This is a genomic window from Siccirubricoccus sp. G192 (assembly GCF_019084075.1).
Lineage (GTDB): Bacteria > Pseudomonadota > Alphaproteobacteria > Acetobacterales > Acetobacteraceae > G192.
Genome location: NZ_JAHREN010000001.1, coordinates 1,170,988 through 1,195,839 on the forward strand (window position 1 = coordinate 1,170,988; position 24,852 = coordinate 1,195,839).

General features: G+C 70.4%; 26 protein-coding genes and 2 pseudogenes. 11 read left to right on the plus strand and 17 right to left on the minus strand.

Annotation, left to right across the window (positions count from 1 at the left end):
* Nucleotides 1-8: 8 nt before the first annotated feature.
* From KSF81_RS05615 to KSF81_RS32625, 4 genes and pseudogenes are all read right to left on the minus strand, one after another.
* A complete protein-coding gene (locus KSF81_RS05615; protein WP_217378134.1) occupies nt 9-503 on the minus strand; it encodes a hypothetical protein in 495 nt (164 codons plus the stop codon).
* A 13-nt stretch (nt 504-516) separates the two neighbouring features.
* Nucleotides 517-873 (minus strand): IS66 family insertion sequence element accessory protein TnpB, encoded by a 357-nt coding sequence (gene tnpB, locus KSF81_RS05620; RefSeq protein WP_217378135.1) that lies wholly within the window; start codon nt 871-873, stop codon nt 517-519.
* Nucleotides 870-1,292, minus strand: coding sequence for an IS66-like element accessory protein TnpA (gene tnpA / locus KSF81_RS05625; RefSeq protein ID WP_217378136.1), 423 nt, complete (start codon nt 1,290-1,292; stop codon nt 870-872). The genes tnpB and tnpA overlap by 4 nt, the downstream gene beginning before the upstream one ends.
* A gap of 85 nt (nt 1,293-1,377) precedes the next feature.
* Nucleotides 1,378-1,497: pseudogene (locus KSF81_RS32625) on the minus strand (IS5/IS1182 family transposase); the annotation flags it as partial.
* Nucleotides 1,498-1,800: 303 nt separating this feature from the next.
* Between KSF81_RS32625 and KSF81_RS05635 the strand changes: the two are divergent.
* The 6 genes from KSF81_RS05635 (at nt 1,801) to KSF81_RS05660 (ending at nt 6,489) form a co-directional block, all read left to right on the plus strand.
* Entirely contained in the window at nt 1,801-3,546 is a 1,746-nt protein-coding gene (locus tag KSF81_RS05635) for a recombinase family protein (protein WP_217378137.1), read from the plus strand.
* 277 nt (nt 3,547-3,823) lie between these two features.
* The gene (locus KSF81_RS05645) at nt 3,824-4,387 is read left to right on the plus strand and encodes a Uma2 family endonuclease (RefSeq protein WP_217378139.1); all 564 of its coding nucleotides are present in this window, start codon (nt 3,824-3,826) and stop codon (nt 4,385-4,387) included.
* Between the two features lie 214 nt (nt 4,388-4,601).
* On the plus strand, nt 4,602-5,111 hold the full coding sequence (locus tag KSF81_RS05650) for a helix-turn-helix domain-containing protein (RefSeq protein WP_217377316.1): 510 nt from the start codon (nt 4,602-4,604) through the stop codon (nt 5,109-5,111).
* A gap of 81 nt (nt 5,112-5,192) precedes the next feature.
* The gene (locus tag KSF81_RS05655) at nt 5,193-5,699 is read left to right on the plus strand and encodes a transposase (protein ID WP_254453884.1); all 507 of its coding nucleotides are present in this window, start codon (nt 5,193-5,195) and stop codon (nt 5,697-5,699) included.
* Nucleotides 5,700-5,827: 128 nt separating this feature from the next.
* Nucleotides 5,828-5,959 carry a hypothetical protein gene (locus tag KSF81_RS30885; RefSeq protein WP_256444248.1) on the plus strand — a complete coding sequence of 44 codons (132 nt, stop codon included), beginning with the start codon at nt 5,828-5,830 and terminating at the stop codon, nt 5,957-5,959.
* 17 nt (nt 5,960-5,976) lie between these two features.
* Nucleotides 5,977-6,489 carry a hypothetical protein gene (locus KSF81_RS05660; RefSeq protein ID WP_217378141.1) on the plus strand — a complete coding sequence of 171 codons (513 nt, stop codon included), beginning with the start codon at nt 5,977-5,979 and terminating at the stop codon, nt 6,487-6,489.
* Here the strand turns inward: KSF81_RS05660 and KSF81_RS05665 are convergent.
* The 5 genes and pseudogenes from KSF81_RS05665 to KSF81_RS05685 all read right to left on the minus strand — a co-directional run bounded on the left by KSF81_RS05665 (nt 6,482) and on the right by KSF81_RS05685 (nt 10,572).
* Nucleotides 6,482-7,102 carry an IS5 family transposase gene (locus KSF81_RS05665; RefSeq protein WP_217378142.1) on the minus strand — a complete coding sequence of 207 codons (621 nt, stop codon included), beginning with the start codon at nt 7,100-7,102 and terminating at the stop codon, nt 6,482-6,484. The two genes, KSF81_RS05660 and KSF81_RS05665, sit on opposite strands and share 8 nt — an antisense overlap.
* A gap of 29 nt (nt 7,103-7,131) precedes the next feature.
* Nucleotides 7,132-7,752: pseudogene (locus tag KSF81_RS05670) on the minus strand (cell division protein FtsZ); the annotation flags it as partial.
* A gap of 326 nt (nt 7,753-8,078) precedes the next feature.
* Entirely contained in the window at nt 8,079-8,384 is a 306-nt protein-coding gene (locus tag KSF81_RS05675) for a hypothetical protein (protein WP_217378143.1), read from the minus strand.
* A gap of 403 nt (nt 8,385-8,787) precedes the next feature.
* Nucleotides 8,788-9,306 (minus strand): antitoxin Xre-like helix-turn-helix domain-containing protein, encoded by a 519-nt coding sequence (locus tag KSF81_RS05680; RefSeq protein WP_217378144.1) that lies wholly within the window; start codon nt 9,304-9,306, stop codon nt 8,788-8,790.
* 105 nt (nt 9,307-9,411) lie between these two features.
* Entirely contained in the window at nt 9,412-10,572 is a 1,161-nt protein-coding gene (locus tag KSF81_RS05685; protein ID WP_217378145.1) for a hypothetical protein, read from the minus strand.
* Nucleotides 10,573-10,718: 146 nt separating this feature from the next.
* On the opposite strand from KSF81_RS05685, the gene tnpC reads away from it, so the two are divergent.
* Nucleotides 10,719-12,314, plus strand: coding sequence for an IS66 family transposase (gene tnpC, locus KSF81_RS05690; protein ID WP_254453374.1), 1,596 nt, complete (start codon nt 10,719-10,721; stop codon nt 12,312-12,314).
* Between the two features lie 63 nt (nt 12,315-12,377).
* Complete coding sequence (locus KSF81_RS05695; RefSeq protein WP_217381578.1) at nt 12,378-13,067, plus strand: ABC transporter substrate-binding protein; 690 nt, start codon at nt 12,378-12,380, stop codon at nt 13,065-13,067.
* Nucleotides 13,068-13,119: 52 nt separating this feature from the next.
* Here the strand turns inward: KSF81_RS05695 and KSF81_RS05700 are convergent, their stop codons facing one another.
* Both KSF81_RS05700 and KSF81_RS05705 read right to left on the minus strand, forming a co-directional pair.
* Nucleotides 13,120-13,449 (minus strand): hypothetical protein, encoded by a 330-nt coding sequence (locus tag KSF81_RS05700; protein WP_217378146.1) that lies wholly within the window; start codon nt 13,447-13,449, stop codon nt 13,120-13,122.
* A 395-nt stretch (nt 13,450-13,844) separates the two neighbouring features.
* On the minus strand, nt 13,845-16,130 hold the full coding sequence (locus KSF81_RS05705) for a sulfatase-like hydrolase/transferase (RefSeq protein ID WP_217378147.1): 2,286 nt from the start codon (nt 16,128-16,130) through the stop codon (nt 13,845-13,847).
* A gap of 185 nt (nt 16,131-16,315) precedes the next feature.
* On the opposite strand from KSF81_RS05705, the gene KSF81_RS05710 reads away from it, so the two are divergent.
* Entirely contained in the window at nt 16,316-17,620 is a 1,305-nt protein-coding gene (locus tag KSF81_RS05710) for a tripartite tricarboxylate transporter substrate binding protein (protein WP_217378148.1), read from the plus strand.
* A gap of 43 nt (nt 17,621-17,663) precedes the next feature.
* Here KSF81_RS05710 and KSF81_RS05715 read toward each other — a convergent pair whose 3' ends face one another.
* The 3 genes from KSF81_RS05715 to KSF81_RS30890 all read right to left on the minus strand — a co-directional run bounded on the left by KSF81_RS05715 (nt 17,664) and on the right by KSF81_RS30890 (nt 20,444).
* Nucleotides 17,664-19,139: an MATE family efflux transporter gene (locus KSF81_RS05715; protein ID WP_217378149.1), complete on the minus strand. Its 1,476-nt coding sequence runs from the start codon at nt 19,137-19,139 to the stop codon at nt 17,664-17,666.
* 192 nt (nt 19,140-19,331) lie between these two features.
* Nucleotides 19,332-20,285, minus strand: coding sequence for a ketopantoate reductase family protein (locus tag KSF81_RS05720; protein ID WP_217378150.1), 954 nt, complete (start codon nt 20,283-20,285; stop codon nt 19,332-19,334).
* 24 nt (nt 20,286-20,309) lie between these two features.
* A complete protein-coding gene (locus KSF81_RS30890; protein ID WP_256444249.1) occupies nt 20,310-20,444 on the minus strand; it encodes a hypothetical protein in 135 nt (44 codons plus the stop codon).
* A gap of 112 nt (nt 20,445-20,556) precedes the next feature.
* Here KSF81_RS30890 and KSF81_RS05725 point away from each other — a divergent pair, with 112 nt between their 5' ends.
* On the plus strand, nt 20,557-21,138 hold the full coding sequence (locus KSF81_RS05725) for a TetR/AcrR family transcriptional regulator (protein WP_217378151.1): 582 nt from the start codon (nt 20,557-20,559) through the stop codon (nt 21,136-21,138).
* A 36-nt stretch (nt 21,139-21,174) separates the two neighbouring features.
* Here the strand turns inward: KSF81_RS05725 and KSF81_RS05730 are convergent, their stop codons facing one another.
* From KSF81_RS05730 to KSF81_RS05735, 3 genes are all read right to left on the minus strand, one after another.
* A complete protein-coding gene (locus KSF81_RS05730) occupies nt 21,175-22,518 on the minus strand; it encodes an OmpP1/FadL family transporter (RefSeq protein ID WP_217378152.1) in 1,344 nt (447 codons plus the stop codon).
* A complete protein-coding gene (locus tag KSF81_RS30895) occupies nt 22,515-22,649 on the minus strand; it encodes a hypothetical protein (protein ID WP_256444250.1) in 135 nt (44 codons plus the stop codon). Before KSF81_RS30895 ends, KSF81_RS05730 begins: the two co-directional genes overlap by 4 nt.
* A 185-nt stretch (nt 22,650-22,834) precedes the next feature.
* A complete protein-coding gene (locus KSF81_RS05735; protein ID WP_217378153.1) occupies nt 22,835-23,884 on the minus strand; it encodes a TauD/TfdA family dioxygenase in 1,050 nt (349 codons plus the stop codon).
* A 154-nt stretch (nt 23,885-24,038) separates the two neighbouring features.
* On the opposite strand from KSF81_RS05735, the gene KSF81_RS05740 reads away from it, so the two are divergent.
* Complete coding sequence (locus tag KSF81_RS05740; protein ID WP_217378154.1) at nt 24,039-24,788, plus strand: SDR family NAD(P)-dependent oxidoreductase; 750 nt, start codon at nt 24,039-24,041, stop codon at nt 24,786-24,788.
* Nucleotides 24,789-24,852 lie beyond the last annotated feature (64 nt).

Below are 24,852 nucleotides of genomic sequence, written 5' to 3' on the forward strand. Positions count from 1 at the left end.
GGAGGGTATCAACGTGCCAAATCGAGCCGCCTGGCGGTGTCGCTGCCGATCTCGACCAGCGGGCCCTGGCAGCAGGGGCAGGTCGTCGCCTCCGGCGCCAGCACCTGCTCAATCTCCGGCAGGTGCGCGGGCAGGCGGCCGCGGCTGGCCCGGCGGCGTTGCTTCTGCTGCTCGCGGGTCGCCGGCGACTGCTTGCCCGCCTCCGCGGCATTCTCGGCCAGCGTCGCCTCGATCTCCTCGAAGGCGAACTGCAGTTGCTCGTCGGTCAGCTGCTCCGACTTCCGCCCGAACTGCTGGCGCTGCAGCTTCAGTAGCAGGTGGCGGAGACGCTCGTTCCGCTCGACCAGCGCGTCGCGTTCGGCGGTCACGCTGTCGCATCTGGATGACAGCGTGTCGCGCTCGGCAGTCAGCGTGTCGACCAGCACCCGTGTCTCGACCAGCAGCGCGCGCAGTGCTGCGGGATCCTCCGGCAGTGTCGGCGTGTCGGTGTCCGCGGCGCGCATCGTACCGCCGATTCTATGCGGGCACGCTCGGTTTGGGAATCTCCCGTGTCGCCTGCACGCGTCGCCAATCGATCCCGGAGAACAACGCGGCGAACTCGACTGCGGTCAGGCGCAGCGTGCCATCCACGATCGGCGGCCAGCGGAAGGTGCTCGCCTCCAGCTGCTTCCAGATCAGCACCAGGCCGCTGTCATCCCAGGTCAGGATCTTCACCCGGTCGGATCGCTTCGAGCGGAACACCAGCACCACGCCCGAGAATGGATCGGTGCCGAGTTCCGCGGCTGCCAGCGCTGCCAGGGAGTGGGCGCCCTTCCGGAAATCCACCGGCTTGCTCGCCAGCAGGATCCGCACACCGGCCGGCAGCGCGATCATGCCGCCGAGGCCCGGATCGCGCGTAGCACCGTCGTCAGCAGATCCTCATCGGTGTCAGGCGCAATGCGCAGCACCACGCCGGCCAGCTGCAACTCGATCGAGGGCGCCTGGCGCACCGTTGCACCCCCCGCTTCAAGAGTTGGGGCCGGTGGTCCGGAGACGACCGGCACGAAGCTCGGTGTCACCGGCGCAGTGGCCTCCGCCAGCGCACGACGCGCTTGCCGGCGCCAATCGAAGACCTGCTGCGGGCTTACCTGCCAACGACGGGCAACCTCGGTCACCTTCGCGCCGGACTCCGCCGTCTCAGCGACGATCCTCGCCTTCTCGTCGTCAGACCAACTCCGCCGCCGGCCAGGCCCCGTCAGAACTTCGACCCGCCGATAACCGACACCCTTCGCGTCGTCCTTAACGCTATCCATAACGTCACCCGGAAGCCTGCTGCTCCAGACTGACCCAGCACATTCACCCACATCGCGGGAAGACGGGCCTCAAACGGCCGCTTACAGCCTTCCAGGCCGCGACCGCCTCGGGGGTGAACCAAACTGTGAGGCTGCCGCGGGCCCGCAGACCCGCATCGTACTCGGCCCAGTTGGTGACCCGGTGCTTCTGCGACGGCTTGGACAAAGGTGCCGAAAGGGCGCCGGGGCTGGCCCTGATCCTTTGGCGTGAAGAGCTGCGCAACCCAGCACAACGGATGCGTGCGGAGCCTGTAGGGCCCATATGCCGAGGCCGGCGGGAGACGGCAAGCGGGGACGGAGGCGTCGAAGATGCGGCGGCGCAGGACAGTCTCGCGGTTCAGTCTGGAGGTGGGCTTCGAGCCGCGGCGGGACGGGCAGGAGGCGCTGAGGGGCGCTTACCGGCATCTCGTGCCGCCGCTGTCGCGTCTGGTCCGCCTCTCCCCATGGATGCAGCTGGGCAAGGAGGCGCATGATGCAGGTCCATGCATTGGCCTCGAGACAGGCACGTGCGACGGTCGCGGTCCGGGCGGCGATCTACGCCCGGGTCTCGTCCGATCAGCAGGCTGAACGACACACCATCGACAGCCAGGTCGCGGCGCTGTTGGCGCGCGCGGCTGCGGATGGCCACGACATCCGGGCCGAGCTACGCTTCCTCGACGAGGGCCAGAGCGGGGCAAGCCTGATCCGCCCCGCGCTGGAGCGGCTGCGCGACCTCGCGGCGATGGGGGCGGTCGACGTGCTCTACGTGCATGCGCCCGACCGTCTGGCGCGCTCCTATGCGCACCAGGCGGTGTTGGTCGAAGAGTTCGGGCGTTCCGGCACCGAGGTGGTGTTTCTCAACCGACCGATCAGCGAGACACCGGAGGACACCCTGCTGCTGCAGCTGCAGGGGATGTTCGCGGAATACGAGCGCGCGCGCATCGTCGAGCGGAGCCGCCGCGGCAAGCGCCACTTGGCGCAGGCCGGCATGGTCAGCGTGCTGGGCCGAGCGCCCTACGGCTACCGCGTCGTCGGCCATCGCGAGGCTGCGGACGGCAAGGCACGCTTCGAGGTGGTCGAGAGCGAGGCCGCGGTGGTCCGCTGCATGTTCGAGTGGGCCGCCCAGGAGCGCGCCAGCCTGGCTGTGGTGTGCCGGCGCCTGTTCGAGACGGGCGTACCCAGCCCGACGGGCAAGGTGCGCTGGAACGAGAGCATGGCTGCGGCGCTGCTCACCAATCCTACCTACGCCGGTCGAGCGCGTTTCGGCAGATCGGCTTCGGCGCCTTGGCGACCACCGCTGCGGCCGCCGCGCGGTCGCGCCCCGATCCCCAAGCATCCGCGCCGCCGGTTCCTGGCTCCCGCCGAGCAGTGGATTACCATCCCGGTCCCGGCGCTGATCGACACCGCGCTATTCGAGGCCGCGCAGGAGCAGCTGAGCGAGAACCGGCGACGCCGCCGCGAGCGCAAGGCGGGTGCGCGCTATCTGCTTCAGGGCCTGCTGGTCTGCCAGACCTGCGGCTATGCGCTCTGTGGTCGTTGGAAGGCGTCCCTGCACGCATCGGGACCAGGGTACAGCTACTACCGCTGCAACGGGACCAACAGCCATCGCTTCGCCGGCCAGCGTCGGTGCGACGCCACGCCTCTCCCCATGGGACCGCTGGACGCGGCGGTCTGGGCCGAGGTGTGCCGGCTGCTCGAGAACCCGGCCCAGGTCGCGGAGGAGTACCACCACCGTCTACAGACCGTGCGCAGCGAGCCGGATCAGCCCGAGCTGGAGACGATCGAGCGCCAGCTCAGCAAGCTGCGCGCCGGAACGGGCCGGCTGATCGACAGCTATGCGGAGGGCGTGATCAGCAAGGCGGAGTTCGAGCCGCGCTTGGCAGGCTTGCGGCAACGCGTCGCCGAGCTCGAGACCGAGGCCGCCGCACTCCGCAATGCCGCCGAACACGCGCGCTCACTCCACCTCGTCATCGGCAAGCTGGAGACCTTCGCAGGCCTGGTCCGTGAAGGCCTGGATGCGGCCGATTGGGCCACCAGGCGCGACCTCATCCGTACCCTCGTGCAGCGCATCGAAGTCAGTGACCGGCACGTCAGGATCGTCTTTCGTGTCGATCCCAGGCCAACAGGCCCTCCAAGCCCGCCTCAAATTTCGCACTATTGTCCAAGCCGTCGCTTGGGAATGTGGTGGCGCCGGTCCCGGTTAGCTTTGAATGGCAAGAGAGGCGTCCCTCCGTGATCGAGGGCTCACCCCTGCCTCAGCCTACCCGAAACCGCCTCCGTCGGCGACCCGTGCAACAAGGTGCCGAGGCGGCGTTAACCCTTTGCACGGGCGGCATCGGGCTCTATCCGTCCCGGAAGTTCATGCACATCGACTGCGGCCGGTCCCGCTGCTGGACCGAGGACGCACCGAAGGAATAGCCGCCAAACGCTGAGCGGAGGGCCGGCCAAATCCCCCCAACCCTTCTCTCCTCCTGCCGCTGGAAGATGCCGCGCTCAAGCCCCATAGTCGTCCTATGGGAGCCCCGCAGCCGAAACCAATACTGATTCTGGACCGCGCTCAGTATCGGCGCTGGGTCGAGGCTCGGCCACATGGCCGCTTCGAGCGGGTCGCAGGCGAGGTGGTCGCCATGGCGCCGGAGCGGGCGGCGCACAATCGGCTGAAGGCGGCGGTCTGGCTTGCCTTGCGGGAGGCCATCAGGGCCGCCGGCGCGCCGTGCGAGGCCCTGACCGATGGCATTACCGTCGAGATCGACGACGATACCGATTACGAGCCGGATGCGATTGTGAATTGCGGCCCGAGAATGCCGGACGAGGCGGTGACGGCACCGAACCCGGTGATCGTGGTCGAGGTCCTCTCACCGTCCAGCCGATCCGTGGATGCGGGCGCCAAGCTCGCCGACTACTTCCGCGTGCCCTCGATCCAGCATTACCTGATCCTTCGCACCGGCCGGCGCGAGGTCATCCACCACCGCCGCCGCGAGGATGGCGGCATCGAGACACGGACGATCACCGAAGGCCCGATTGAGTTGGCGCCGCCCGGTATCGCCATCATCATCGAGGGCGTTTACGCCGGCTGAGCCGTCCGGGTTGGCGGAGGGGAAGGCCGCCTCTCCCTCCTGTCCTTTCAGGCCAGGACCACCGTCGACGCGGCCTGCCGAGCCTGGGCTTTTGGTCGCAGCGATGGGGCTCGACTATGCCCCCCCTCTTACCCGAGCAGGAGGTCAGAATGGCGGCCTAAGTAGGTAGCCAAAAGTTTTCGACCAGTCTGATCTTGCTGGCACACTGGCTGGCATGCGTGGACATGCAAAGCGTGAGGTGCAGCGGTTTTTTCCGGCCGATCGGCGCCGCCTTGAGCGTGTGTTATCGGTGGCGCGCGAGGCACGGTTGTACCGCCGGGTCGAGGCGGTGCTGCTGGTCGCTGAAGGACAGCCAATCAGTGAGGTGGCCCGGCACGTGCGCGCCACACGGTTCAGTGTTCGCGGGTGGCTCGAACGCTACCTGGCGGCCCATGATGCCGCCGCCCTGGCGGACCGCCCGCGCCCCGGGCGACCGCACTCGGCCCCGCGGCTCACTCCGTGCCGCCTGGCGGCGGCCCTGGCACGCGACCCGCGCGGCTGCGGCTATCAGGCGACGAGTTGGACGGTGCCTCTGCTCAGGCAGTATCTGCACCGACGTCACGGCATCACGGTCGGCGCCCGAACGCTGCGCCGCCGCCTGCATGAGGCGAACTACCGCTGGAAGCGGCCCCGCTACGTCTACGTCGGACGGGCAGTACATCTGGCCCAGAAAAAAGGGGAATAATCCGGCGCCTGCGCGCTGGCTGGCGCGCCGGCGACGTGCTGCTGTGCTGCGACTGGACATTGCTGCGGCTGTTTCCCCCCGCTGCGCGCGGCCTGGGCTCTCAAGGGCACGCAGGCCACCGTGCCGATCACCGGCGCGAACGCCAAGCGAGTGCTGTTCGGCGCGATCGACCTGCGGACCGCGCACCGGGTCGTGCTCGTCCGTCCGCGTGCCGGCGCTGCCGATGCGCAGGTCTTCTTGCGCGAGGTGCGACGCCGCTACCGCGCCGCCGGCACGATTTGGCTCCTGGCCGACCGGGCCAGCGCACACACCGCCGCGCGCACCCAGATGCTGGCCGCGGCGCTTGGCATCCGGTTCCTTTGGCTGCCCAAGCAGGCTCCGGAACTGAACGCCATGGACCAACTCTGGCGCGAACTGAAGCGGCTCATCGCCGCCAATCGGCAGGCCACCTCGGTGAATGCTCTGGCCAGCGATGCCGCAGACTGGGTGCTGGGACTGACACCCCAGCAGGCGTGCCGCAAGGCCGGGATGGCTTCAAAGCACTTCTGGCTCAGGAACCTGATAGAAGACTTTTGGCCACCTACTTAGTCTGCGGGTTTGGCCCAAAGTTGGCGATGCCCTCTGACCCGGCCATGCGCCAAACACGAAGAACCCCGGCAGCCTCGCGGCCGCCGGGGGACCATGCCACCCATCTCTACGAGCAACTGGAGCAGGCGATGCTGCCGCTGCTCCACGGCGACGCTGCGCACCGGGCCTGGATGATAAAGCAAGCAATCGCCCGCATCGGGGCACGCTTCCACAGCCAGCGCATGATGCGTCGCTACGCGGCCGAGGCTTACCTCCGGTGACCGCCTCGGACTTTAGGATGGCGGGCACGCCCGGCGCCGCTGCCGGCACCACTGACTGGCTCACGATGCTCAGGTGCTACCTCGTGGCGATCGCCACTGCAAACCTGGTCTGGGAGGTGGCGCAGATGCCGCTCTACACGCTATGGTGGACCGGCACGCCGGGCGAGATCGCCTCCGCCATCCTGCACTGCACTGCGGGCGACGTGCTCATCGCGGCGGCCTCGCTCGTCGCTGCCCTGGTTCTGCTCGGCGCGTCGGACTGGCCGCAGCGGCGCTTCGGGCCCGTCGCCGCGGCGGCTGTCGCCATCGGCCTCGGGTACACGGCCTACAGCGAGCGAGTGAATCTCGCCCGGAGCGCGTGGGCCTACTCGGACCTGATGCCGACGCTGCCGTGGCTTGGCACCGGCCTGGCACCGGTGGCCCAGTGGCTGCTCATTCCAACGGTGTCCCTGGTATGGGCGTGCCGCCATCGTGTTGCATCGGTCGACGGTATGGACGCGTCGATCCCTGCCTCGTGCGGGGTCATGTGATCCGGATGTACTCCGGCCGCCCGAGGTCCAGCATCCGGTTCAGGACGTTGGTGGCGATGGCCATTTCGGTTGCTTGTCGCCCCTTCGTTTGCGAGCGTAGCCTATCTCCAATGACGCGCTTCCAGCGCGAGACATCGGCTTCCACCAGAGCACGCCAATTGTACCCCGACGCTCGCTGCCAGCCCATGCGACCGCGCTCGGCGATACATCGCAGATGCACATCTCGCTGGGTCGGCGTGGTCCCAGCCGCTGTACTCGGCACCGCGTTCGCGCGTGGTGGCACGATGACGTCGGCATCTGGATGACGCGCTGCGACCTCGGCGTAAACATCGTCTCGGTCGTGGGCACCATCGCCGATGAAGGACACCACGGAACCATCAACCCGGTCGAGCAAGGGGCCGACCTGCGAGCCATCGTCGGCATCCCTCTCGGTCAGCACCGAGGCGACGATCTGGCCGGTGTCGGCGTCCGTCGCAAGGTGGAGCATCTTCCAGGCCCGGCGCCGCTTGCTGCCATGCTTCTCCTCCAGCCATTCGCCGGGACCGCACAGCCGTAGGCCAGTGCTGTCGACCAGCAGGTGCACTGGCCGGCTGCCCGTCTTCGGCCGCGGCACCTGCAGCGTCTCGGCCCGACGACTGAGGGTACCATCAGGTCGGTCACGCCGCGCACGCCCATGTGGAGGACGTTGTCGGCCATCTTGAAGGCCTCGGCGAAAGTGGTGCGCTCGGTCGCCGCCCTGAACAGGTTCTGGTTCGGGACGACGATGAGGGTGTCCACATGCTGCTGCAACTCCTGCAGTCCCTCCTCCGCGGCATGGCGGCGCCTCGGCCCCTCGAAGTCGAAGGGCCTGGTTACCACGCCGACGGTCAGCACGCCCCGCTCCCGCGCCATGCGGGCGATCACCGGCGCCGCCCCGGTGCCGGTGCCGCCGCCCATGCCGGCTGTGATGAAGGCCATCTGGGCGCCCTCGAGGTAGCGGCGAATCTCCTCCTCCGCCTCCTCAGCCGCCGCCCGGCCGATCTCGGGCTTGGCGCCGGCCCCCAGGCCCTGGGTGAGATGCATCCCGAGTTGCACCCGGCGCTCGGCGGCGCTCCGGGCCAGCGACTGCGCATCGGTGTTCGCCACCACGAACTCCACGCCGACGAGACCCATCGCCACCATGTTGTTGACGGCGTTGGTGCCGCCACCCCCGACGCCGATCACCGCGATGCGCGGCACGGTCTCGGCATCGCGCAGCGAATCCAGCGTGAGATTGAGGGTCATGACCGAGGGGCCCTCAAAGGGTGGCCGTCTGGCCGGACGCCGGGCGCCGCCGGAGCCCCAGCCCCCGACATGATCACCCTCAACGCCTCGCGCCTGCGCCATGGGCGCAAGCGTGCTGGCCCGGACGGATGGAGCATCTCGGCTTTCCCCCGCCCGGCCCGTACGGCCCACCGGCCACACGCCCCCACCGGGCAGACCGACTATAGGCCCCACTGCGGGCGCCCCGCCCGAAGGATGATGCGGCCGCCGGACGCATCTGCGTGTCCGGGTCGATTGGCGAAGGGTCCTCTGCTGGATGATGCCGAACACGCGCGGGCTGCAGCGGGTCATGGCGCCGGCACCGTATCGTCCGGCTGGGTAGGCGCTGCCAGGGTCAGCAGAAGGTCCAAGGGTGGCCGCTCCGGCGCGGGAGACTGGCCCACCGCTGCCGCGATGGCTTCCGCCTGTTCCTGGGCCAGGACCAGGGGTAAGCCGGGCCGCAGGACCACCAGGTAGGCTCGGATGCCCTCCAGCGCCTCTCCACAGGAGTGCCCCTGGGCGAGGGCCCGGCGGAACCGCAGGGCGGCGGCCCGGGCATGGGGGCAGACCTCGAGGGCTGCCTGGGCGAGGGGTGGGGAGAGGGCATCAGGCATGCCGCATAAGAACAAATCACGAACGAGTCGTGGAAGCGGAAAATGCAGAGGTGCGGCAGCGGTCCTGGAGCTTCGTCGTGGCTGCCTCACCGGACCGGTGGCGCCTTCCGGCGCATTTTCTTGGCGCCGGTCCAGAGATTTGCAGGACTGACAATGGCTGGAGCCAATCCGGACAACCTACTGGCAGCCCGACTGTTACGGCCTATGTGCGTGGACGGCACATGCGGTGACGCCGCCGGATATGCTGCTCAGTCCGCTCCAAGGCCGCTTCTGGCGTATGCTCGCGCCACGCTGGGCCGGCCGACCGCTGAGCGGCGGCGGCGCCGCCGCGCGCGGCGGCCGCTGGAGGAGCTTCCGCGCAACCAATCCTCCTGGCCCATGGCAGGGCGGCATCGCCTCTGCTTCAGCAGAAGATGATGTCCGCGTCAGTATAGGGGACGAAATCCCGGTCGGCCTCGTTCGGCTCCATGTAGAAGCCGGTCTGCGCCGCTCCGAGAAAGTGCCACACCGTCATCAGACCAGCCTGGGTGCCGTTCGTGATCAGGGCCATGGGAGGGGCACCCCCGAAGACGGCGCCGCGGTGCGCGCCCCGGAGCCACTCGACCGCCTTGTCTGGTGTGGTGTGCAGCGTGGCCAGGGCCTTGTGGATCCCGATCACCAGGGAGATGCGCAGCAGGGTGTCGAGGGACAGGGTGAGGCCCGTGCCCGCCCGCCCGGCACGAACCCAGCCGCGGTAGGCGGACCTGGAAGGCAGGCCGAGCACCAGCAGCCGTTCCCGCTCGGTCAGCCGCCACAGGTCGGCGATGTTGCCGAAGACCCGGATGGCCGAGCCGCTGAGGCGGCGCCGGTTCGCGGCGGAGAAGCGCCGCTCCGGCGGCTCCGCTCCCTGGGGCGGCTCGTCTGTCGTACTCTCGGCAGCCATGGCAGCATCCTCGCTGGCGGTCCCCAGGCCGGCATTCCACCGGCCGCGCTCCTGTCGTCCGATGCCGGCACCAAGGCCGCTGCCAGCGTGGCCGCGGCCACGGCCTCAGCGCGCCGGCTTCCAGCCGAGCGCCCCCAGGTCGGCCAGTACCTCCTCGTCGAGGAGGCCGGTCGGACCGCTCCAGGCCCAGTCGAGATAGCTCCCCGCATCGACCACCGAGGCCACGAGGTCGGCGGTGTCGCGCTGCCCACCCTCGAAGATCGTGCCGTCGGTGTGGCGCCAGGTGCTGTTCTCGAGCGCGGTGTAGAGCAGCCGGGCATAGACCTCGCTGCCCGCCGCCTTCCGCCGGATCTCCGCGCCCGCCAGGAGGTCCTCCTCGAGCGTGCGCGGGCGGACCTCGCCGGGCGGCCTGCCGTCGCCGCGCTCCGGCCCCTCGGCGGCGGGCGCATCGACGAAGACCAGGCGGTCGGGCTCAGGTCGTACCCGGCCGCGGCGCCAGACCCTGTCGCCGAGCGGCCGCGCCCACACCTGTTCCTCCCAGGGGCGCTCCTGCGGCGCCCCGGAGAACGGACCCGTGCGGCCGATGTCGAGGCGCCGGGCCTCGATCCCGCTCTGCACCACCGCGCCGCCGGCGCCAAGCAGGACGGCACCCTCCAGCCGTACGGGCTGTCCATCGAACAGGTGCAGCAGGGCGTCACCGCGGCGCTCCACCGCCTCGCGGGCCGCGCGCCTGGCCGCCAACTCGCGGAAGAAATCGCGCCGGGACGCGGTCCGCTCCGCCCGGTGCACCGGGTCAGCCTGCTCGGCGGCTCCGAGGAACGCCGCGGCTGCCGCCTGCGCCTGGCGCCGGGCGTCGGACGCGGCCCGGACCTGCTCCCAGCTCCACGGCTCCGGGGTAGCGCCGCCCGTCGCCACGAAAGCCAGGCCGGTGCCGTCCGGCGGCAGCAAGGCCCAGAGGGTGGTCGTAAGCCCGGCGGCGCTGCCCTCGAGCGCCAGCCGTGCGACAAGCCTCCACCCGCCCGAGGTGGTCGCGCCCGCCTCCACCGGCTCCCCGGCATCCAGGCGGCCCTGCAACACGACGGCGGCGCCGATCGCGGTGGCGGCGATCCCGGTTCGGGCCTGCCACTCCGCTTCCCACGCCGCCGCTGCCTCCAGCTGGAGAGTCTCGCCAAGCCGCCTGCGGAGCTGGTGCAGCACCGCGGCCTCATGCGGCGGCTCCGCCCAGGGACGGCCGCCATCGTCGAGGAAGCAGCTGGAGGCAAACACCTTTCGCTGGCCGCCGATCGTGGATGGCACGCTGCGCCTGACCGCAGTCGAGTTCGCCGCGCTGTTCTCCGGGATCGATTGGCGACGCGTGCAGGCGACACGGGAGATTCCCAAACCGAGCGTGCCCGCATAGAATCGGCGGTACGATGCGCGCCGCGGACAACGACACGCCGACACTGCCGGAGGATCCCGCAGCACTGCGCGCGCTGCTGGTCGAGACACGGGTGCTGGTCGACACGCTGACTGCCGAGCGCAACACGCTGTCATCCAGATGCGGCAGCGTGACCGCCGAACGCGACGCGCTGGTCGAGCGGAACGAGCGTCTCCGCCACCTGCTGCTGAAGCTGCAGCGCCGGCAGTTCGGGCGGAAGTCGGAGCAGCTGACCGACGAGCAACTGCAGTTCGCCTTCGAGGAGATCGAGGCGACGCTGGCCGAGAATGCCGCGGAGGCGGGCAAGCAGTCGCCGGCGACCCGCGAGCAGCAGAAGCAGCGCCGCCGGGCCGGCCGCGGCCGCCTGCCCGCGCACCTGCCGGAGATCGAGCAGGTGCTGGCGCCGGAGGCGACGACCTGCCCCTGCTGCCAGGGCCCGCTGGTCGAGATCGGCAGCGACACCGCCAGGCGGCTGGACGTGATCCCCGCCCAGTTCCGGGTCCTCGTGACCAGGCGCCCGAAGCTGGCCTGCAGGGCCTGTCCCGGCGTCGTGCTGCAGGCGCCAGCACCCGCCCGCCTGGTCGAGGGCGGCATGCCGACCGAGGCGACGGTCGCGCATGTCCTGGTGTCGCGCTACGCGGATCACCTGCCCCTGTATCGGCAGGCGCAGATCCTGGCGCGCCAGGGGATCGAGATCGGCCGCGCGGTGCTTGCCGACTGGCTCGGCACGGCAGCCCGCGAGATCGCGCCCGTGGCGCGACGTATGCACGAGCTCCTGCAGACCTCGCCACGCCTGTTTGCGGACGAGACCACGATGCCGGTGCTCGACCCGGGGCGCGGTCAGACGAAGAAGGGCTATGCCTGGGCAATCGCCCGCGATGACCGGCCCTGGGGCGGCACCGATCCACCGGCTGTCGTGTTCCACTACGCGCCAGGCCGCGGCGCCAAGCATCCGAAGGCGCTGCTGGCCGATTACCAGGGCATCCTGCAATGCGATGGCTACGCCGCCTACAAGACGCTGGCCGCGGCCAAGGAGGGCATCACCCTCGCGTTCTGCTGGTCGCATGTACGAAGGGGGTTCATCGAGCTGGCCAAGGGCAACACCGCGCCGATCGCCACCGAGACGCTGCAGCGCATCGCCGCGCTCTACGCCATCGAGGCCGAAATCCGCGGCAAGCCGCCGGAGACCCGGCAGGCCGTCCGCCGGGCAAAGACCAAGCCACTGGTCGATGCGCTGTTCGCCTGGTTCGAGGACCAGCTCGCGCGCCTGCCCGGCGGCAGCCCGACCGCCAAGGCGATCCGCTATCCGCTGAACCACCGCGAGGGCCTGATCCAGTTCCTCGACGATGGCAGGATCGAGCTCGACACCAATGTGGTCGAGCGCGCCATCCGGCCCGTGTGCCTGAGCAGAAAGAACTCACTCTTTGCGTCCGGCGATGACGGCGGAACGCGGTGGTGCGCGGCAGCCTCGCTCGTCGAGACATGCAAACTGAATGGCGTCGACCCGCAGCGCTACTTCACCGACCTGCTTACCCGCCTGGTCAATGGCTGGCCCAACGACCGTATCGACGAGCTGATGCCCTGGTGCTAGGCCGACTCGCAGGAGCCGCCCTCCTCAGCTGAGGGCGCCAAGGGTCCGTAGCCGCCGCTTACGCTGGAACGGGACACCGGCAATTTCGTCAAGGGCGCCGGCGGCACGGTGCTGGGCGCCACGCGCACGCCCTTCCCCGGCACCACGGACTTCTCCTCCTTCCTGGTGCAGGCGATGGCCGCGCGGCCGAAGGTGATCGGCCTGGCCAATGCCGGCTCCGACACCATCAACTGCATCAAGCAGGCGGCGGAATTCGGCTTGGCCAGGCGCGGTATCAGGCTGGCCTCGCTGCTGATGTTCCTGCCGGATGTGCATGCGCTCGGCCTGGCCACCGCGCAGGGTCTGATCTGCACCGAGACCTTCTATTGGGACCTCAATGAGCGGACCCGCGCCTTCTCGGCCCGGGTGCGCCCGCATATCGGCAGCAATGCGCTCTGCATGAACCACGCCGGCGGCTATGCCTCCGTGGTGCATTACCTGAAGGCGGTGGCGGATATGGGCGTGGCCGCCGCCAAGGCGAATGGTGCCGAGACCGTGGCGCGGATGAAGGCGATGCCCTGCGATGATGACTGCTTCGGCCCCGGCAGCATCCGCCCGGATGGACGGAAGCTGCACCCGGCCTATCTGTTCGAGGTGAAGAAGCCGGAGGAGAGCCGCGGCCCCTTCGACTATTACAAGCTGCTGCAGACCACGGGCGGTGCCGAGGCCTTCCGACCGCTGGCCGAGGGCGGCTGCGCCCTGGTGCGGGCCTGAAGCAGGCGGGGCGGAAACGGCATGGCAGGACGCGGCGGCGCGGCTGCCAGTCTCAGCTGGCCCTGGGCGCCTCGGCCGCCCCGTCCACGCGCAGGATCTCGACACTGGGCGGGCTCCGCAGGATCTCGCTGAAGGCGCGCATCCAGGTGCCCTTGTCCTCACCCGGGCCGCCGCCGCGGTGGCGCAGTGACTCGAGCTGGTTGAGGTTGGTCAGCTCGACCTCGAATTGCAGCGCCGCTCCGCCCTCGCCGCGGGTGAGGGGCACAAGGAGGTGAGCGTTCAGCCCCTCCCGCCGCGCATTCTCCACTTCGCGGCGAATGAAATCCATGGCGCGGTCGCGGTCCACGGGCATCAGGTCGTAGGAGAAACGGGCGAGATACATTGCGGGCCTCCCGGTCGATGGGGCCATCGGCCTTGCGATGGCCCTCACCGCCCTGGAACGCCGGGCGGGCCTGCCCGATCCACCTCGCGCCGGCACTCTTCCGAACCCCATGGGCGCGAGGCTTGGAAGAACCGCTCCGTTGCGCCACCTGCGGGCCTTCCCGAGTCGTGCCGTTACGGGCACGAAGCGGGTGAAGGCCGCCGGCACCAGATTTACTCACCACCGGCTGCGGCGGCCTATGCGCCCAATCAGATGGCAGAGGCGGCGAGGAAAACGGCAGGCTTCACTCCGCACGCGCGCCGGAAAGCACGACCAGGCGTTGCAGCCACGCGGATTGCTCCGCCCAGGTCGCAGCATGGCCGCCCCGCCTCGGGCGCGGCCCGGATGGATACGGCCTATTCCCGCGCCATCACCGCCCGGCCGATGCCGTCGCCGTCCAGCACCTGGTCGTCATCCATGGTCACCACCACCTTGATGAGCGATCCGCTGAACATAAAGGGCGCGTCGTAGCGCGAGACGGGCGAGCCGCGGTCGCAGCCGATGTCGAGGCCAGCCCAGGAAACGAAGTTGTAGAAGCCGAGCCGGGACTCGATCCGCCCGGCCGGCAGGCCATCGATCAGCAGCGTGAACTCGCTGATGCCCGGCCCTGTCGCCAGGCTGGGCTTCGGCTCGCGGCTCAGGCGGCGGACGCGCAGGCCGGCCACGTGCCGGCCCGGCGGAACAGGATGATCGGAGGTGACGATGACATGCTCGCTGCCGATGTTCATGTCATGGACCAGGTGCCCATCGCGCAGATAGAGGCTGTAGCCGGTCGTCGCATCGCCATGGGCGATGAGCACCCCGTTGGCGGCCGCATCGAATTCGGCATGCGCCTCGATGCGGTAGCTGCGGCTGCGGATGTCGGGAGCCACTTCGGTCGGCACGTGGCCGACGCCGGCATGGAACACGTAGCGCCGGCGCGCGCCGTGGAAGCGGGCGGCATTCTCGATGAAGCGCTGGCGGAAGCGGTCGTCGAGCGGCAGCACCTGGTGCTTCTCCGCCTCCCGCCACCACAGCGCGACCAGCTCGGCGAGCCTCGCGGGCTCACGGGTGGCGAGGTCATTGCTCTCGGAGAAATCCGTGTCGAGGTGGAACAGCTCCCAGCGGTCATCCTCGAAAGGCGTTTCCGGCGGGTGATAGGCGACCGCCTTCCACCCCTGATGCACGATGCCGCGATGGCCGAACATCTCGAAATACTGCGGCGTGGCCTTCGAGGGAGCCGCCGGATCCCCCAGGCTGGCGGCGAAGCTGGTGCCCTCCAGCGGCATCTGCGGCACGCCGTTCACCTGCTCTGGCGGCGCGACGCCGACAAGGTCGAGCAGCGTCGGCGCCAGGTCGCTGGCATGCACGAATTGGTGCCGCAACTCGCCGCGCGCCGCGATGCCCTTCGGCCAGGAGATCACCAGCGGGTCGCGGATGCCGCCGCCATGGGTATTCTGCTTGTAGCGCCGCAGCGGCGTGTTGGACGCCATGGCCCAGCCGAGGGGATAGTTGGCATAGGTGCCGGGGCTGCCGATATCCTCCAGCCGGGCCAGCTTCTCCGCCATCGGCTCCTCGCGCAGATTGCGCGGGCCGAGCAGGTTGACGCCGCCGAGCGGCCCGCCTTCCTGGCTGCCGCCATTGTCGGACAGCACCAGCACCAGCGTATCCTCGCGCAGGCCGGCCTGTTCGAGGAAGCCGATCAGCCGCGCCAGGTGGCGGTCGGCATGGTCCAGCATGCCGGCGAAGGCGGATTGCAGCCGGGTGAAGTAGCGCTGCTGCTCGGGGCCGTAGTCGGACCAGGGCCGCACGTCGTCGTTGCGCGGCGGCAGCGCCGTCCCCGGCGGGACGATCCCCATCGCCTTCTGCCGTGCCAGCCGCCGCTCCCGCTCGGCATCCCAGCCGTCCCGGAAGACACTGTCGTAGCTGCGGATGATGTCGGCCGGCGCCTGGTGCGGCGCATGCACCGCGCCCAGCGCCAGCCATAGCAGCCAGGGCTCGCCCGGCCGCTCCGCCGCATGGCCCGCGAGGAAGCGGATCGACTGGTCCACCAGGTCCTCGGTGAGGTGATAGCCCTCGGCGGGCGTCCGCGGCGGCTCGATGGTCGAGTTGTCGCGCACCAGTTCCGGCGTGTACTGGTCCGTCGCGGCGTCCATGAAGCCGTAGTAGCGGTCGAAGCCGCGGGCCAGGGGCCAGCCGTCGAAAGGGCCGGTGCTGCCGCTTTCGGTCAGCGGCGTGACATGCCACTTGCCCACCATGTAGTTGCGGTAGCCATGCGGGCGCAGCATTTCCGCGAGCGTCCCGGCCTCCCTGGCGATCTTGCCGCGATAGCCGGGATAGCCGCTGTCGAAATTGGCCAGGCTGCCGACGCCGGCGGAATGGTGGTTGCGGCCGGTGAGCAGCGCCGTGCGCGTGGTGGAGCACATGGCGGTGGTGTGGAAGCCGGTGTAGCGCAGGCCCTCGGCCGCCATCCGGTCGATGGTCGGCGTGCGGACCGGCGAGCCGAAGCAGCCGAAATCGGAGAAGCCCGCATCGTCGAACAGCACGAGCAGGATATTGGGCGCGCCCTCCGGCGCCTGCGGCGGCGCTCTCCAGGATGGGGTGGAGTCCCGGTAGCTGAGGCCGATCCGGCCAGGCCCGGATGCGCTGCTCTCCTCGGCCATGATGCCGCTTCCTCCCCCTTTGGGCCAGCGGGCCCGGCCCGGCGATTCCCCGCCCAGCTTGCCGGCCCCGGATGCGGCTGGCAACGCGTTGCCGGCGCGCGCCATGGCGAATGAGGCTGGCATTGCCCCGGGAAATGCGATGACATGCCTGGAACGACACGCCGCAAGGGGAGGATCCGGTGCCGATGCAGCCACTGATGCTGGCGCGCCGCAGCCTGCTGGGCGGGGTGCTGGCCGCCCCGGCCATGGCGCAGACAGCCTGGCCGGATCGGCCGGTGCGGCTGGTGGTGCCCTTCGCCCAGGGCGGCCCGATGGACATCATGGCCCGGCTGCTGGGCGAGCATCTGCAGCAGGCGCTGGGCCGCCCCTTCGTGCCGGATTTCCGCACCGGCGCGGGCGGCAACCTCGGAGCGCAGCAGGTCGCGCAGGCGGCAGCCGATGGCTACACGCTGCTGGTGACGATCGACACGGTGATGACCGTCAATGCCACGCTCTACCCCCGGGCGGGCTTCGACCCGGTGCAGGACTTCACCCCGATCGGCCTGCTGGCGCGGATGTCGAGCGTCGTGACGGTGCCGGCGGCCTTGCCGGTTGCCGATATCGCCGGGCTGGTCGCCCTGGGGCGCGAGCGCCCGCTGACCTACGGCTCCGCCGGGGTCGGCGTGCCCGCGCATCTCTACGGCGAATTCCTGCGGATGCTGACCGGAGCGCAATTGGAGCACGTGCCCTTCCGTGGCCTCGGCCCCGCGGTGACCGAGCTGCTCGCCGGGCGGCTCGACCTGATCGTGGCGCTGCTGCCCGGCGTGGCGCAGCACATCGCGGCAGGCCGGCTGCGTCCGCTGGCATCGACCGGCGCGGCGCGCTCACCATTCCTGCCGGAGGTGCCGACACTCGCCGAGACGATCGCGCCGGGCTTCGACACCAGCACCTGGTTCGGCGTCTACGGTCCCCGTGGCCTGCCACCCGCGATCGAGGCCATCCTGGTGCGTGAGGTGGCGCGGTTCTCCGCCAGCCCTCCGGTGCGTGAGCGCCTGGCGCCGCTGGCCTTCGAGCCTGCCACCGCCAGCCCGGATGAGCTGCGCCGGTTGCAGGCGCGCGACACCCGGGAATTGGGCACGCGTGATCCGCGAAGCCCGCATCACCGTCGAATAGCCAGCCCCACCATTCAAGGACAAGCGCCCATGCTGTTCCTGGTCATCAGCGAGCCGCGGCCGGAGCCGCCCAGCGCCATTGCGGCGCGCCGGCAGGACTACTGGCGCTGGATCGAGCCGCTGATCGCTTCCGGCGAGGCCCGGTCCGTGCATGCCCGCGTCGGCCGCGGCGCCGTGGTGCTGTTCGATGTCCCCAGCAATGAGGGGCTGCATCGCCGGCTGAATGAATGGGCCGATATCATCCCGGCGCAGTTCTCGGTCTATCCGCTCGTCGACCCGGCGGCAGCCCAGGGCTTTCTGGCCGATCAGCGCTCCGCGGGCAGGGCTGCCCCGGCATGACTGGGGCAGCGGAGGCTGAACGCTTCCCCTGAACGGCCGCAGGTCAGGCTCCCGGGTCCAGGGCGGGCGCGGCTGGCGATCGGGTCGCCAGCAGGCCCCCGCGATCGCCCCGATTCCGGGCAGGCCCTTGGCGCCGGAACCAGGCGCCGGAGGCGACTGCGGCAACCAGCGTCAGGCCGTAGACGACGAGTGCCAGGCTGAGTGCCGCGAAGAGCCAGCCGAGCGAGCCCGTCATCCGCAGCACGACCCAGCCGCCACCGACCGCGATCAGCATCCGCAGCAAGCCGGCGAGCAGGGGCCAGAACAGCCGGCCGGCCCCCTGCGAGGCGAAGTACAGCGCCAGGCCGAGGCCGAAGAAGCCATAGGCCGGCCCCACGCTGCGCAGATAGGCGGCGCCGGTTTCCAGCATGCGCGGATTATCGCCGAACAGTCCGAGCCAGGCCGTGGGCCAGATCGCCGCGGCGAGGCCGACTGCCTCGGTCATGGCGAAGGCCAGCGCGCCGCCGATAAGGGCGATGCGCAGCGCCCTGGCCTGCTGGCCGGCGCCGATATTGGTGCCGACCAGCGCAACCAGCGGGGCGCCGAGCCCGAAGACCAGCGGCACCAGCAGGTATTCCAGCCTGCCGCCGGTGCCATAGCCGGCAATCGCGTCCGGCCCGGCGGCGGTGCCCACCAGGGCCGTGGTCAGCGCCACGGTCAGGGTCGTCTGCAAGGTGCTGATCGAGCCGACCGCCCCTACACCCAGGATGTCGTTGAACAGGGCCGGGCGCAGGCGTGCCAGCCGCAGCCGCACCAGGCTGCGGCCGGCCAGCACGTACCAGGCCAGGACCACGCCGGTGAGCGCGGTGGTCAGCACCACCGCCAGGCCGGCGCCGGCGATGCCAAGCGCCGGGAAAGGCCCGAACCCGAAGATCAGCAGCGGCGAAAGTGGGATCAGCAGCACCACGCCGAGGCAGATCGCCAGCGAGGGGACGAACATGTTGCCGGTGCCGCGGATCACGCTGGCAAAGGCATTCATCAGCCAGACCAGCGTCGTGCCGGCGAAGACCACGTTGGAATAGAGCAGCGCCGCTTCCAGCGAGCCCCCCTCGCCGCCAAGCGCACCGTAGAGCGAGGGGCCGAAGGCCAGTACCAGGACGGAAAAGGCAAGCCCCAGCAGCCCGTTGATGATGATCGCGTGCAGCACCAGCGCATCGGCATCGGCGCGTTGCCCGGCGCCGAGCGCGCGCGCGATGGCCGAGGAAATGCCCCCGCCCATGGCGCCGCCGGAGAGCATCTGCATCATCATGAACACCGGGAAGACCAGCGCCATGCCGGCCAGCGCGTCGGTGCCGAGATGCGATACCCACCAGGTCTCGATCAACCCGGTTGAGGCCTGCGCCAGCATGACCAGGATGTTGGGCCAGGCGAGGCGCAGCAGCGTCGGCACGATGGCCCCGTGCAGCAACAGATGGGTGCGCGGGTTGAGCGCGGAGGCCCGCGTCTCGATGGCGGGCGCGCTGGATGAGATGTTGCTCATGACGCCGCTCCCGCCCGGGCGAGGGCCGGCGCACCTCCGCCATTGCCGCGATGGCGCCCGTGGACGGCCCCGGCGGTGTTGTCGTTCTGCATCTCTGTGCTCCGCGATATGGTGTCGGGCGCCGTGCCGATCGGCGGGCGGGGCTCGCTTCTGGTCGGCGCGCAGTTGACGGTTCCGCGCGGCCCGCCGCGGTCAGGCGGCATCCGGGCGAGGCTGGGCCAGGCGTGCGGCGCCCTGGGCATTGTAGATCTGCAACTGCGCATGGGCGGCCCGCAGCAGCGGCGCCGCGATGCCGGCCTCATGGCCACGGCGGATCAGGTCGCCGATGATGTGCCCGGCTTCCAGCCGTGGCGCACCCTGTTCGATGTCGCGCATCATCGATGCGGCCCAGCGCGACTGGCGGTCGGTAAGCTGCCGCCTGGTGCGCTCCACGGAATCGGGCCGCGGCGCGTGGCCCAGCCCGGTGGCAATGGCGCGGCATTCCGCCATCATCGCCTCGGCGATGGCCTCGCCGTCCTCGGTCGCCATGATCTCGCCGATGCTGCCGCGCAGCAGGCAGGTGAGTGCGGCGCTCGCGGCGATCATGCACCACTTTTCCCACAGGCCCTGCACGATCCCGTCGGAGACCCTGGCTTCCACCGGCGTCCTGGCGAACAGCGCCGCCAGTGCCTCGGCCTGCGCCGAGGGGCGGCCGGCGCGATCGCCGAACTGGATGGCGTCGCCCGGGCTGGTGTGGCGGATGATGCCATCCGGCCCGAGCGTGCTGGCGATGTAGCAAAGCCCGCCGAGCACATGATCGGCGCCGAAGCGCGCATCCAGCGCCTCGTATTGCGCCATGCCGTTCAGCAGCGGCAGCACCAGGCTGGCCGCGCCGGTCGCCGGGGCGATCGCCTCGATCGCCTGCGGCAGGTCATAGGCCTTGCAGGTCAGCAGGATCAGGTCGAAAGGCCCGGTGGTCTGCCCCGCCAGCGCCGTGGGCACGGCGCGGCGCAGGGTGCGGCCACGGCTCTGCACCACCAGCCCATCCTGCGCGATCTGCGCAGCGCGGCGCCGCCGGACCAGGAAGCTTACATCGGCCCCGGCCTCCGCCAGTTGCATGCCGTAATAGCCGCCGATGGCGCCGGCACCGAGGATCAGGATTCGCATCGCGGTCATTTCCTTCTGGCCAGATCAGCGCGGGCGTTCGATGGCGACCGCGGCGTTGATGGCGGCGGCGCGCGGTTCCGGCGCGCGGAAGGCGGCCAAGGCACCCTGGAAGCGGCCGAGCGGGCCCTGCACGGCGCTGGCGGCGGGATCCCCAGGCATCTCTGCACTCCTCATCGACCATTTTGATGGCGATCGCCATCATTGACTTTAAGATTGCGATCGCCATGTAATCTGTCAAGCAGGAACCGATGGTTCCGGCGGGAGGCATGCAATGAGGGTTTCGAAGGAGAAGTCTGCCGAGAACCGGGCGCGAATCCTGACGGCGGCCGCCCGGCTATTCCGGGAAAAGGGCCTGTCCGGGGTCGGGGTCGACGCGCTGAGCGAAGCGGCCGGCCTGACCCATGGCGGCCTCTACAGCCAGTTCGGCTCCAAGGAGCAACTGGCGGCGGAAGCGCTGGCGGAGGCCCTGGCCCGCAGCGCCGGCAGGGCGACGCTCGAGGAGGCCTTGCCCGCCGAGGAGGCGCTGGGTGCCTTCATCACCCGCTACCTCTCGGCCAGGCATCGGGATGAGCCGGGCTCCGGCTGCGCCCTCGCCGCCCTTGGCAGCGAGATCCCACGCCAGGGGCCGGCGGTGCGCCGGACCTTCACCCAGGGGCTGAAGGCCACGATCGGACGCCTGGCGGGGTTGCTGCCCTCGCGGCGGCAGCCGGCCGAGGATGAGGCGCTGGCCATCATGGCCACCCTGGCGGGCGCGCTCATGCTTTCGCGGGCGGTGGATGATCCCGCGCTCTCCGACCGGATCCTGGCGGCGGCGAGGCGGCGCCTGACCGAAAGCCTGCGGCCGATGCCGTGACTCCAGCCATGGCGGCCCCCGCCTTTCAGCCGCCGGTCAGAAGGCGAACCGTGCCTGCACCGCCAGGATGTCCACGCTGGCCTGGTAGGCCATGTTCAGGTCGCCACGCAGGAAGTCCGAGGTTCCGGGGCCGCGGTCGCGCAGCGCCACCCCGGCATCATCGGCGAAGACATGGGTGTAGGCGGCGCTGAGGGTGGCATTGTTCGTGACCTGGTAGCTGGCACCGATGGAGAGCCAGTAGCGGTCGCTGTCCGGGATGCGCGGCGTGCGCGTCTCCGTCGGCACCGGGGTGCGGTCATAGGCAAAGCCGGCGCGCAGGGTCAGCCCCTCCGTCGCACGGTATTCGGTGCCGAGGGAGAGGAACCAACTGTCGCGCCAGCGCTCCTCGGTGACGGAAGGGGGCCGGCCACTGTCGAAGTGCACGACCAGCTCGCGGAAGCGGGACCAGTTGGTCCAGTCCGCCTCCGCCAGCAGGGTCCAGCGCTCATTCAGGCGCTGGGTCACGCCGAGGGACAGCACCTCCGGCGTGGTCAGCTTGGCCCGCCCGCCGGTATTGGCGAATTGCGCCGAGGCGTTGAGCGGCGCCGGAACACCCTGGAAGCTCGCCTCGCCGCGCAGCTCGTGGAAGATGGCGGAGCGGAAGGCCAGGCCGAGCCGGGTGCCGGCCAGCGGTTCCCACTGCGCGCCGATCTGCCAGCCGAGGGCGGTATCGTCGCCACTGGTGGTGGCGCGGCCGTCCCGCGTGCCGGGCAGGAGGCCGAAGCGCCCGAGGCCGGAAACCGCGCCCACCGCGCCGAAATCCACGGCATTGGACAGCCGCGCATCGGCATATTGGATCTGCAGGGCGGCGCCGAAGGCGAGGTTCGGCTGGGGCCGCCAGGACACCGCGGGCGCGATGTTGATGGTCCGCAGCGAGGAGGTGAGGGCGTGGTAGCGGCCGATGAAATCGGCGGGATATTTGGTCACCAGCCCCCAGGGCATGGTCACGCCGAGGCCCAGCCGCCACCGCTCGCCTACCGCCGCCGTTCCGTAGAGCGCCGGAATCACCGCATCGAGGGCCGCATCGCCGCCGAGCGAGCCGGTGATCGCACTGCCGCCCAGCAGGGCGTTGCGGCTTGCCGAGCCCGACTGCGCTGCGGCCTCGGGCCAGATGGCGGAGGCGACCGTGGCCGCCTGCATTCCTGGCAGCCAGGCCATGGCGGCGGGGTTGAAGAAGATCATGGAGGGATCGTCGCCCCGCGCGGCGGAGCCTGCGAAGGCGGCGCCCTGGCCCACCGCACTCTGCTCCCGTAGCGCATATCCGGCGGCGAGGGCGCCATTCCCGGCCATCAGGACGCCAGTGGCGAGGCTGGCGGCGATCAACCCGATCCTTGTCTTCATGATGTTTCTTCGCGGCGGATGGATGGGGCGGCATTCAAAACCGCCACGCATGCGGCGCCCGGCCTTTGCTGGAAAGTGGCCTCGATGCTCATCGAACGGCAATCGGCTGGCTCGCGCATGGGCTTGGTCATGGCGGGTGGTCCCGGCGGCAGATTAGTTGATGAGGAACCGCAAGGCCACAACCGTATGGGGTGTCGAGGAACCGGGGGGGCACTTGTTCCGTCTTTCGCATGACCCGGGCCGCGGGCGGGGCCGGCGGCCCATGGGAATGCAGGGGCGTATCGGCCTTCCATGCCGCCGGATCGCCAGGGCGAGGTCAGACCCGGGCGTCTGCCACGTCGTGCGCGGCGCCGGTCACGTAGCCGCCGACGAAATCCCGCGCGAGCGGCCGCGCCGCGAAGCTCTTCAGCCAGAGCCGCAGCATCAGCCGCTTGCGCGCGGGCTCGCCGGGCGGGTCCTTCCAGCCGGTGCGGCTGTGCAGCACGGTGTAGTTGTTCACCAGTTGCAGGTCGCCCGTTTCCAGCCGCATCTCCACCGCGAATTCCGGGTCCGTGGCCAGCGCCAGCATCGCGTCCAGCGCCTCCCGCTCCCGCGCCGGAAGCGGCACGCCGAGCTTCGCCGCGCCCATCTCCACGGTCTTGGGATTGAAATTGCAGGAGAGCACGCCGCCGCATTCGCTGAATACCGGGATGCGGTGCGGCGTGACCTTGAGGCCGCTGCCCTTCGCCTCGTCCCCGCGCAGGTCGTGGTGGAACCCTGCGTAGAGCGTCTCCAGCACCTCCGGCCACCGCTCCAGCAGCGCGTTGTGGATCGCCATGGAGCTGACGACGCGGCTGACCCCGCCCCCATCCGCCGCGGGCCGCAGGCAGAGCAGCCCCACCAGGTCCGAGCCGTCGCAATGCGGCATCTGTTCCGCGCTGGTGCCGGAGCCGATCGCGTTCGGTGCGCCGTAGTCGTAGCCCTGGTCCACGATATGGCCGATCAGGTTGTCGCGGAAGCCGCCGAGATTGACGCGCGGGATCTGCCGCAGCGCCCGCCCGAAATGGGCGCCCAGGCCCCAGACGATGCGCGCCGCGCGCTCCTCATCCACCGGATCCACGGGCAGGCCCTTCAGCAGCACCACGCCACGCCCGTTCTCCAGCCCGTCCAGCGCGGCGCCGAGCACCGGGCCGAGGCCGGGGAGCGGGAAATCCTCCCGCGCGAATTCGGCGCCCCGCAGGCCGCGCGCCGTCACGGTGCGGACCGCCGCATCCACCTCGGCCGCCTGGGCCGGCGTCAGGCGGATGGTCCAGGACGGGTCGCGCTCCAGATCGGTGCGGCGCCAGACGCTCGGGTGCTCGACCGGATGCGGAAGCCTGCTGGCCATGCTCCATCCTCCCTTGAGGGGCGGCGCGGTCCGTGCAGGCTATCGCCCGCTGCGCGACGCTCCAACACCTGTTTCCGGCGCAGCCTTGCGCGGCGCGCAACGGGGTGCAAGCCTTCAGGGACAACCGAACCGGAACGGAGCGGGCGCAATGCGCATGCGGGAGAGGCGCGTCCTCATCACCGGCGGGGCCTCCGGCATCGGGCTGGAGACGGCGCGGCTGATGGCCGCGGAGGGCGCCCGCCTCGCGCTGCTCGACCGCGACGAAGCCCGGCTGCGGGAGGCCGTGGCGGGGTTCGGCCCCGGCATCGCGCATGGCGTCGCGGCCGAGGTGACGGAAGAGGCCGCGGTTGCCCGCGGTGTCGCCGAGGCAGCCGAGGCGCTGGGCGGCCTCGACGGCGTGGTGAACTCGGCGGGCATCAGCCTCTGGCGCCCCTTCGCGGAGCTTGGCTTCGAGGACTGGCGCCGCCTGCATGCGGTGAACCTGGACGGCCCCTTCCTCGTCTGCCGCGCGACGCTGCCCCTGCTGCTCGCGGCCGGTGGCGGCACCATCGTCAACCTCGCCTCCGGCGCCGGGATGCGGCCGCTGCCGAACCTCTCGGCCTATTGCTCGTCCAAGGCCGCGCTGGTGATGCTGACGCGCAGCCTGGCGCTGGAATATGCGGATCGCGGCCTGCGCGTGAACGCCGTCGCGCCCGGGCCGATCGAGACGCCGATGATCGAGCGCACCCTCTCCCGCGCCCCGGACCGGGAGGCGCAGATGGCGAAGTTCCTCGCCCGCGTCGGCATGCGCCGCCTCGGCCGGCCGGAGGAGATCGCGCGCGCCGTGCTCTTCCTGAGCTGCGGCGACAGTTCCTTCACCACCGGAACGGTGCTGGAGACGGATGGCGGGCGCGTCTTCGTCTGAAGGGTGGCCGGCTTGGCGAGGCCCTGTGCCGGGTCTAGCATCGCCGGCAAGAACGAACAGGGAG

Coding starts and splice junctions, on each gene's coding strand:
- KSF81_RS05615 (WP_217378134.1), bottom strand. CDS start 503: ATGCGCGCCGCGGACACCGACACGCCGACACTGCCGGAGGATCCCGCA.
- tnpB (WP_217378135.1), bottom strand. CDS start 873: ATGATCGCGCTGCCGGCCGGTGTGCGGATCCTGCTGGCGAGCAAGCCG.
- tnpA (WP_217378136.1), bottom strand. CDS start 1,292: ATGGATAGCGTTAAGGACGACGCGAAGGGTGTCGGTTATCGGCGGGTC.
- KSF81_RS05635 (WP_217378137.1), top strand. CDS start 1,801: ATGATGCAGGTCCATGCATTGGCCTCGAGACAGGCACGTGCGACGGTC.
- KSF81_RS05645 (WP_217378139.1), top strand. CDS start 3,824: ATGGGAGCCCCGCAGCCGAAACCAATACTGATTCTGGACCGCGCTCAG.
- KSF81_RS05650 (WP_217377316.1), top strand. CDS start 4,602: ATGCGTGGACATGCAAAGCGTGAGGTGCAGCGGTTTTTTCCGGCCGAT.
- KSF81_RS30885 (WP_256444248.1), top strand. CDS start 5,828: ATGCTGCCGCTGCTCCACGGCGACGCTGCGCACCGGGCCTGGATGATA.
- KSF81_RS05660 (WP_217378141.1), top strand. CDS start 5,977: ATGGCGGGCACGCCCGGCGCCGCTGCCGGCACCACTGACTGGCTCACG.
- KSF81_RS05675 (WP_217378143.1), bottom strand. CDS start 8,384: ATGCCTGATGCCCTCTCCCCACCCCTCGCCCAGGCAGCCCTCGAGGTC.
- KSF81_RS05680 (WP_217378144.1), bottom strand. CDS start 9,306: ATGGCTGCCGAGAGTACGACAGACGAGCCGCCCCAGGGAGCGGAGCCG.
- tnpC (WP_254453374.1), top strand. CDS start 10,719: ATGCGCGCCGCGGACAACGACACGCCGACACTGCCGGAGGATCCCGCA.
- KSF81_RS05700 (WP_217378146.1), bottom strand. CDS start 13,449: ATGTATCTCGCCCGTTTCTCCTACGACCTGATGCCCGTGGACCGCGAC.
- KSF81_RS05705 (WP_217378147.1), bottom strand. CDS start 16,130: ATGGCCGAGGAGAGCAGCGCATCCGGGCCTGGCCGGATCGGCCTCAGC.
- KSF81_RS05710 (WP_217378148.1), top strand. CDS start 16,316: ATGCAGCCACTGATGCTGGCGCGCCGCAGCCTGCTGGGCGGGGTGCTG.
- KSF81_RS05715 (WP_217378149.1), bottom strand. CDS start 19,139: ATGAGCAACATCTCATCCAGCGCGCCCGCCATCGAGACGCGGGCCTCC.
- KSF81_RS05720 (WP_217378150.1), bottom strand. CDS start 20,285: ATGCGAATCCTGATCCTCGGTGCCGGCGCCATCGGCGGCTATTACGGC.
- KSF81_RS30890 (WP_256444249.1), bottom strand. CDS start 20,444: ATGCCTGGGGATCCCGCCGCCAGCGCCGTGCAGGGCCCGCTCGGCCGC.
- KSF81_RS05725 (WP_217378151.1), top strand. CDS start 20,557: ATGAGGGTTTCGAAGGAGAAGTCTGCCGAGAACCGGGCGCGAATCCTG.
- KSF81_RS05730 (WP_217378152.1), bottom strand. CDS start 22,518: ATGAAGACAAGGATCGGGTTGATCGCCGCCAGCCTCGCCACTGGCGTC.
- KSF81_RS30895 (WP_256444250.1), bottom strand. CDS start 22,649: ATGACCAAGCCCATGCGCGAGCCAGCCGATTGCCGTTCGATGAGCATC.
- KSF81_RS05735 (WP_217378153.1), bottom strand. CDS start 23,884: ATGGCCAGCAGGCTTCCGCATCCGGTCGAGCACCCGAGCGTCTGGCGC.
- KSF81_RS05740 (WP_217378154.1), top strand. CDS start 24,039: ATGCGGGAGAGGCGCGTCCTCATCACCGGCGGGGCCTCCGGCATCGGG.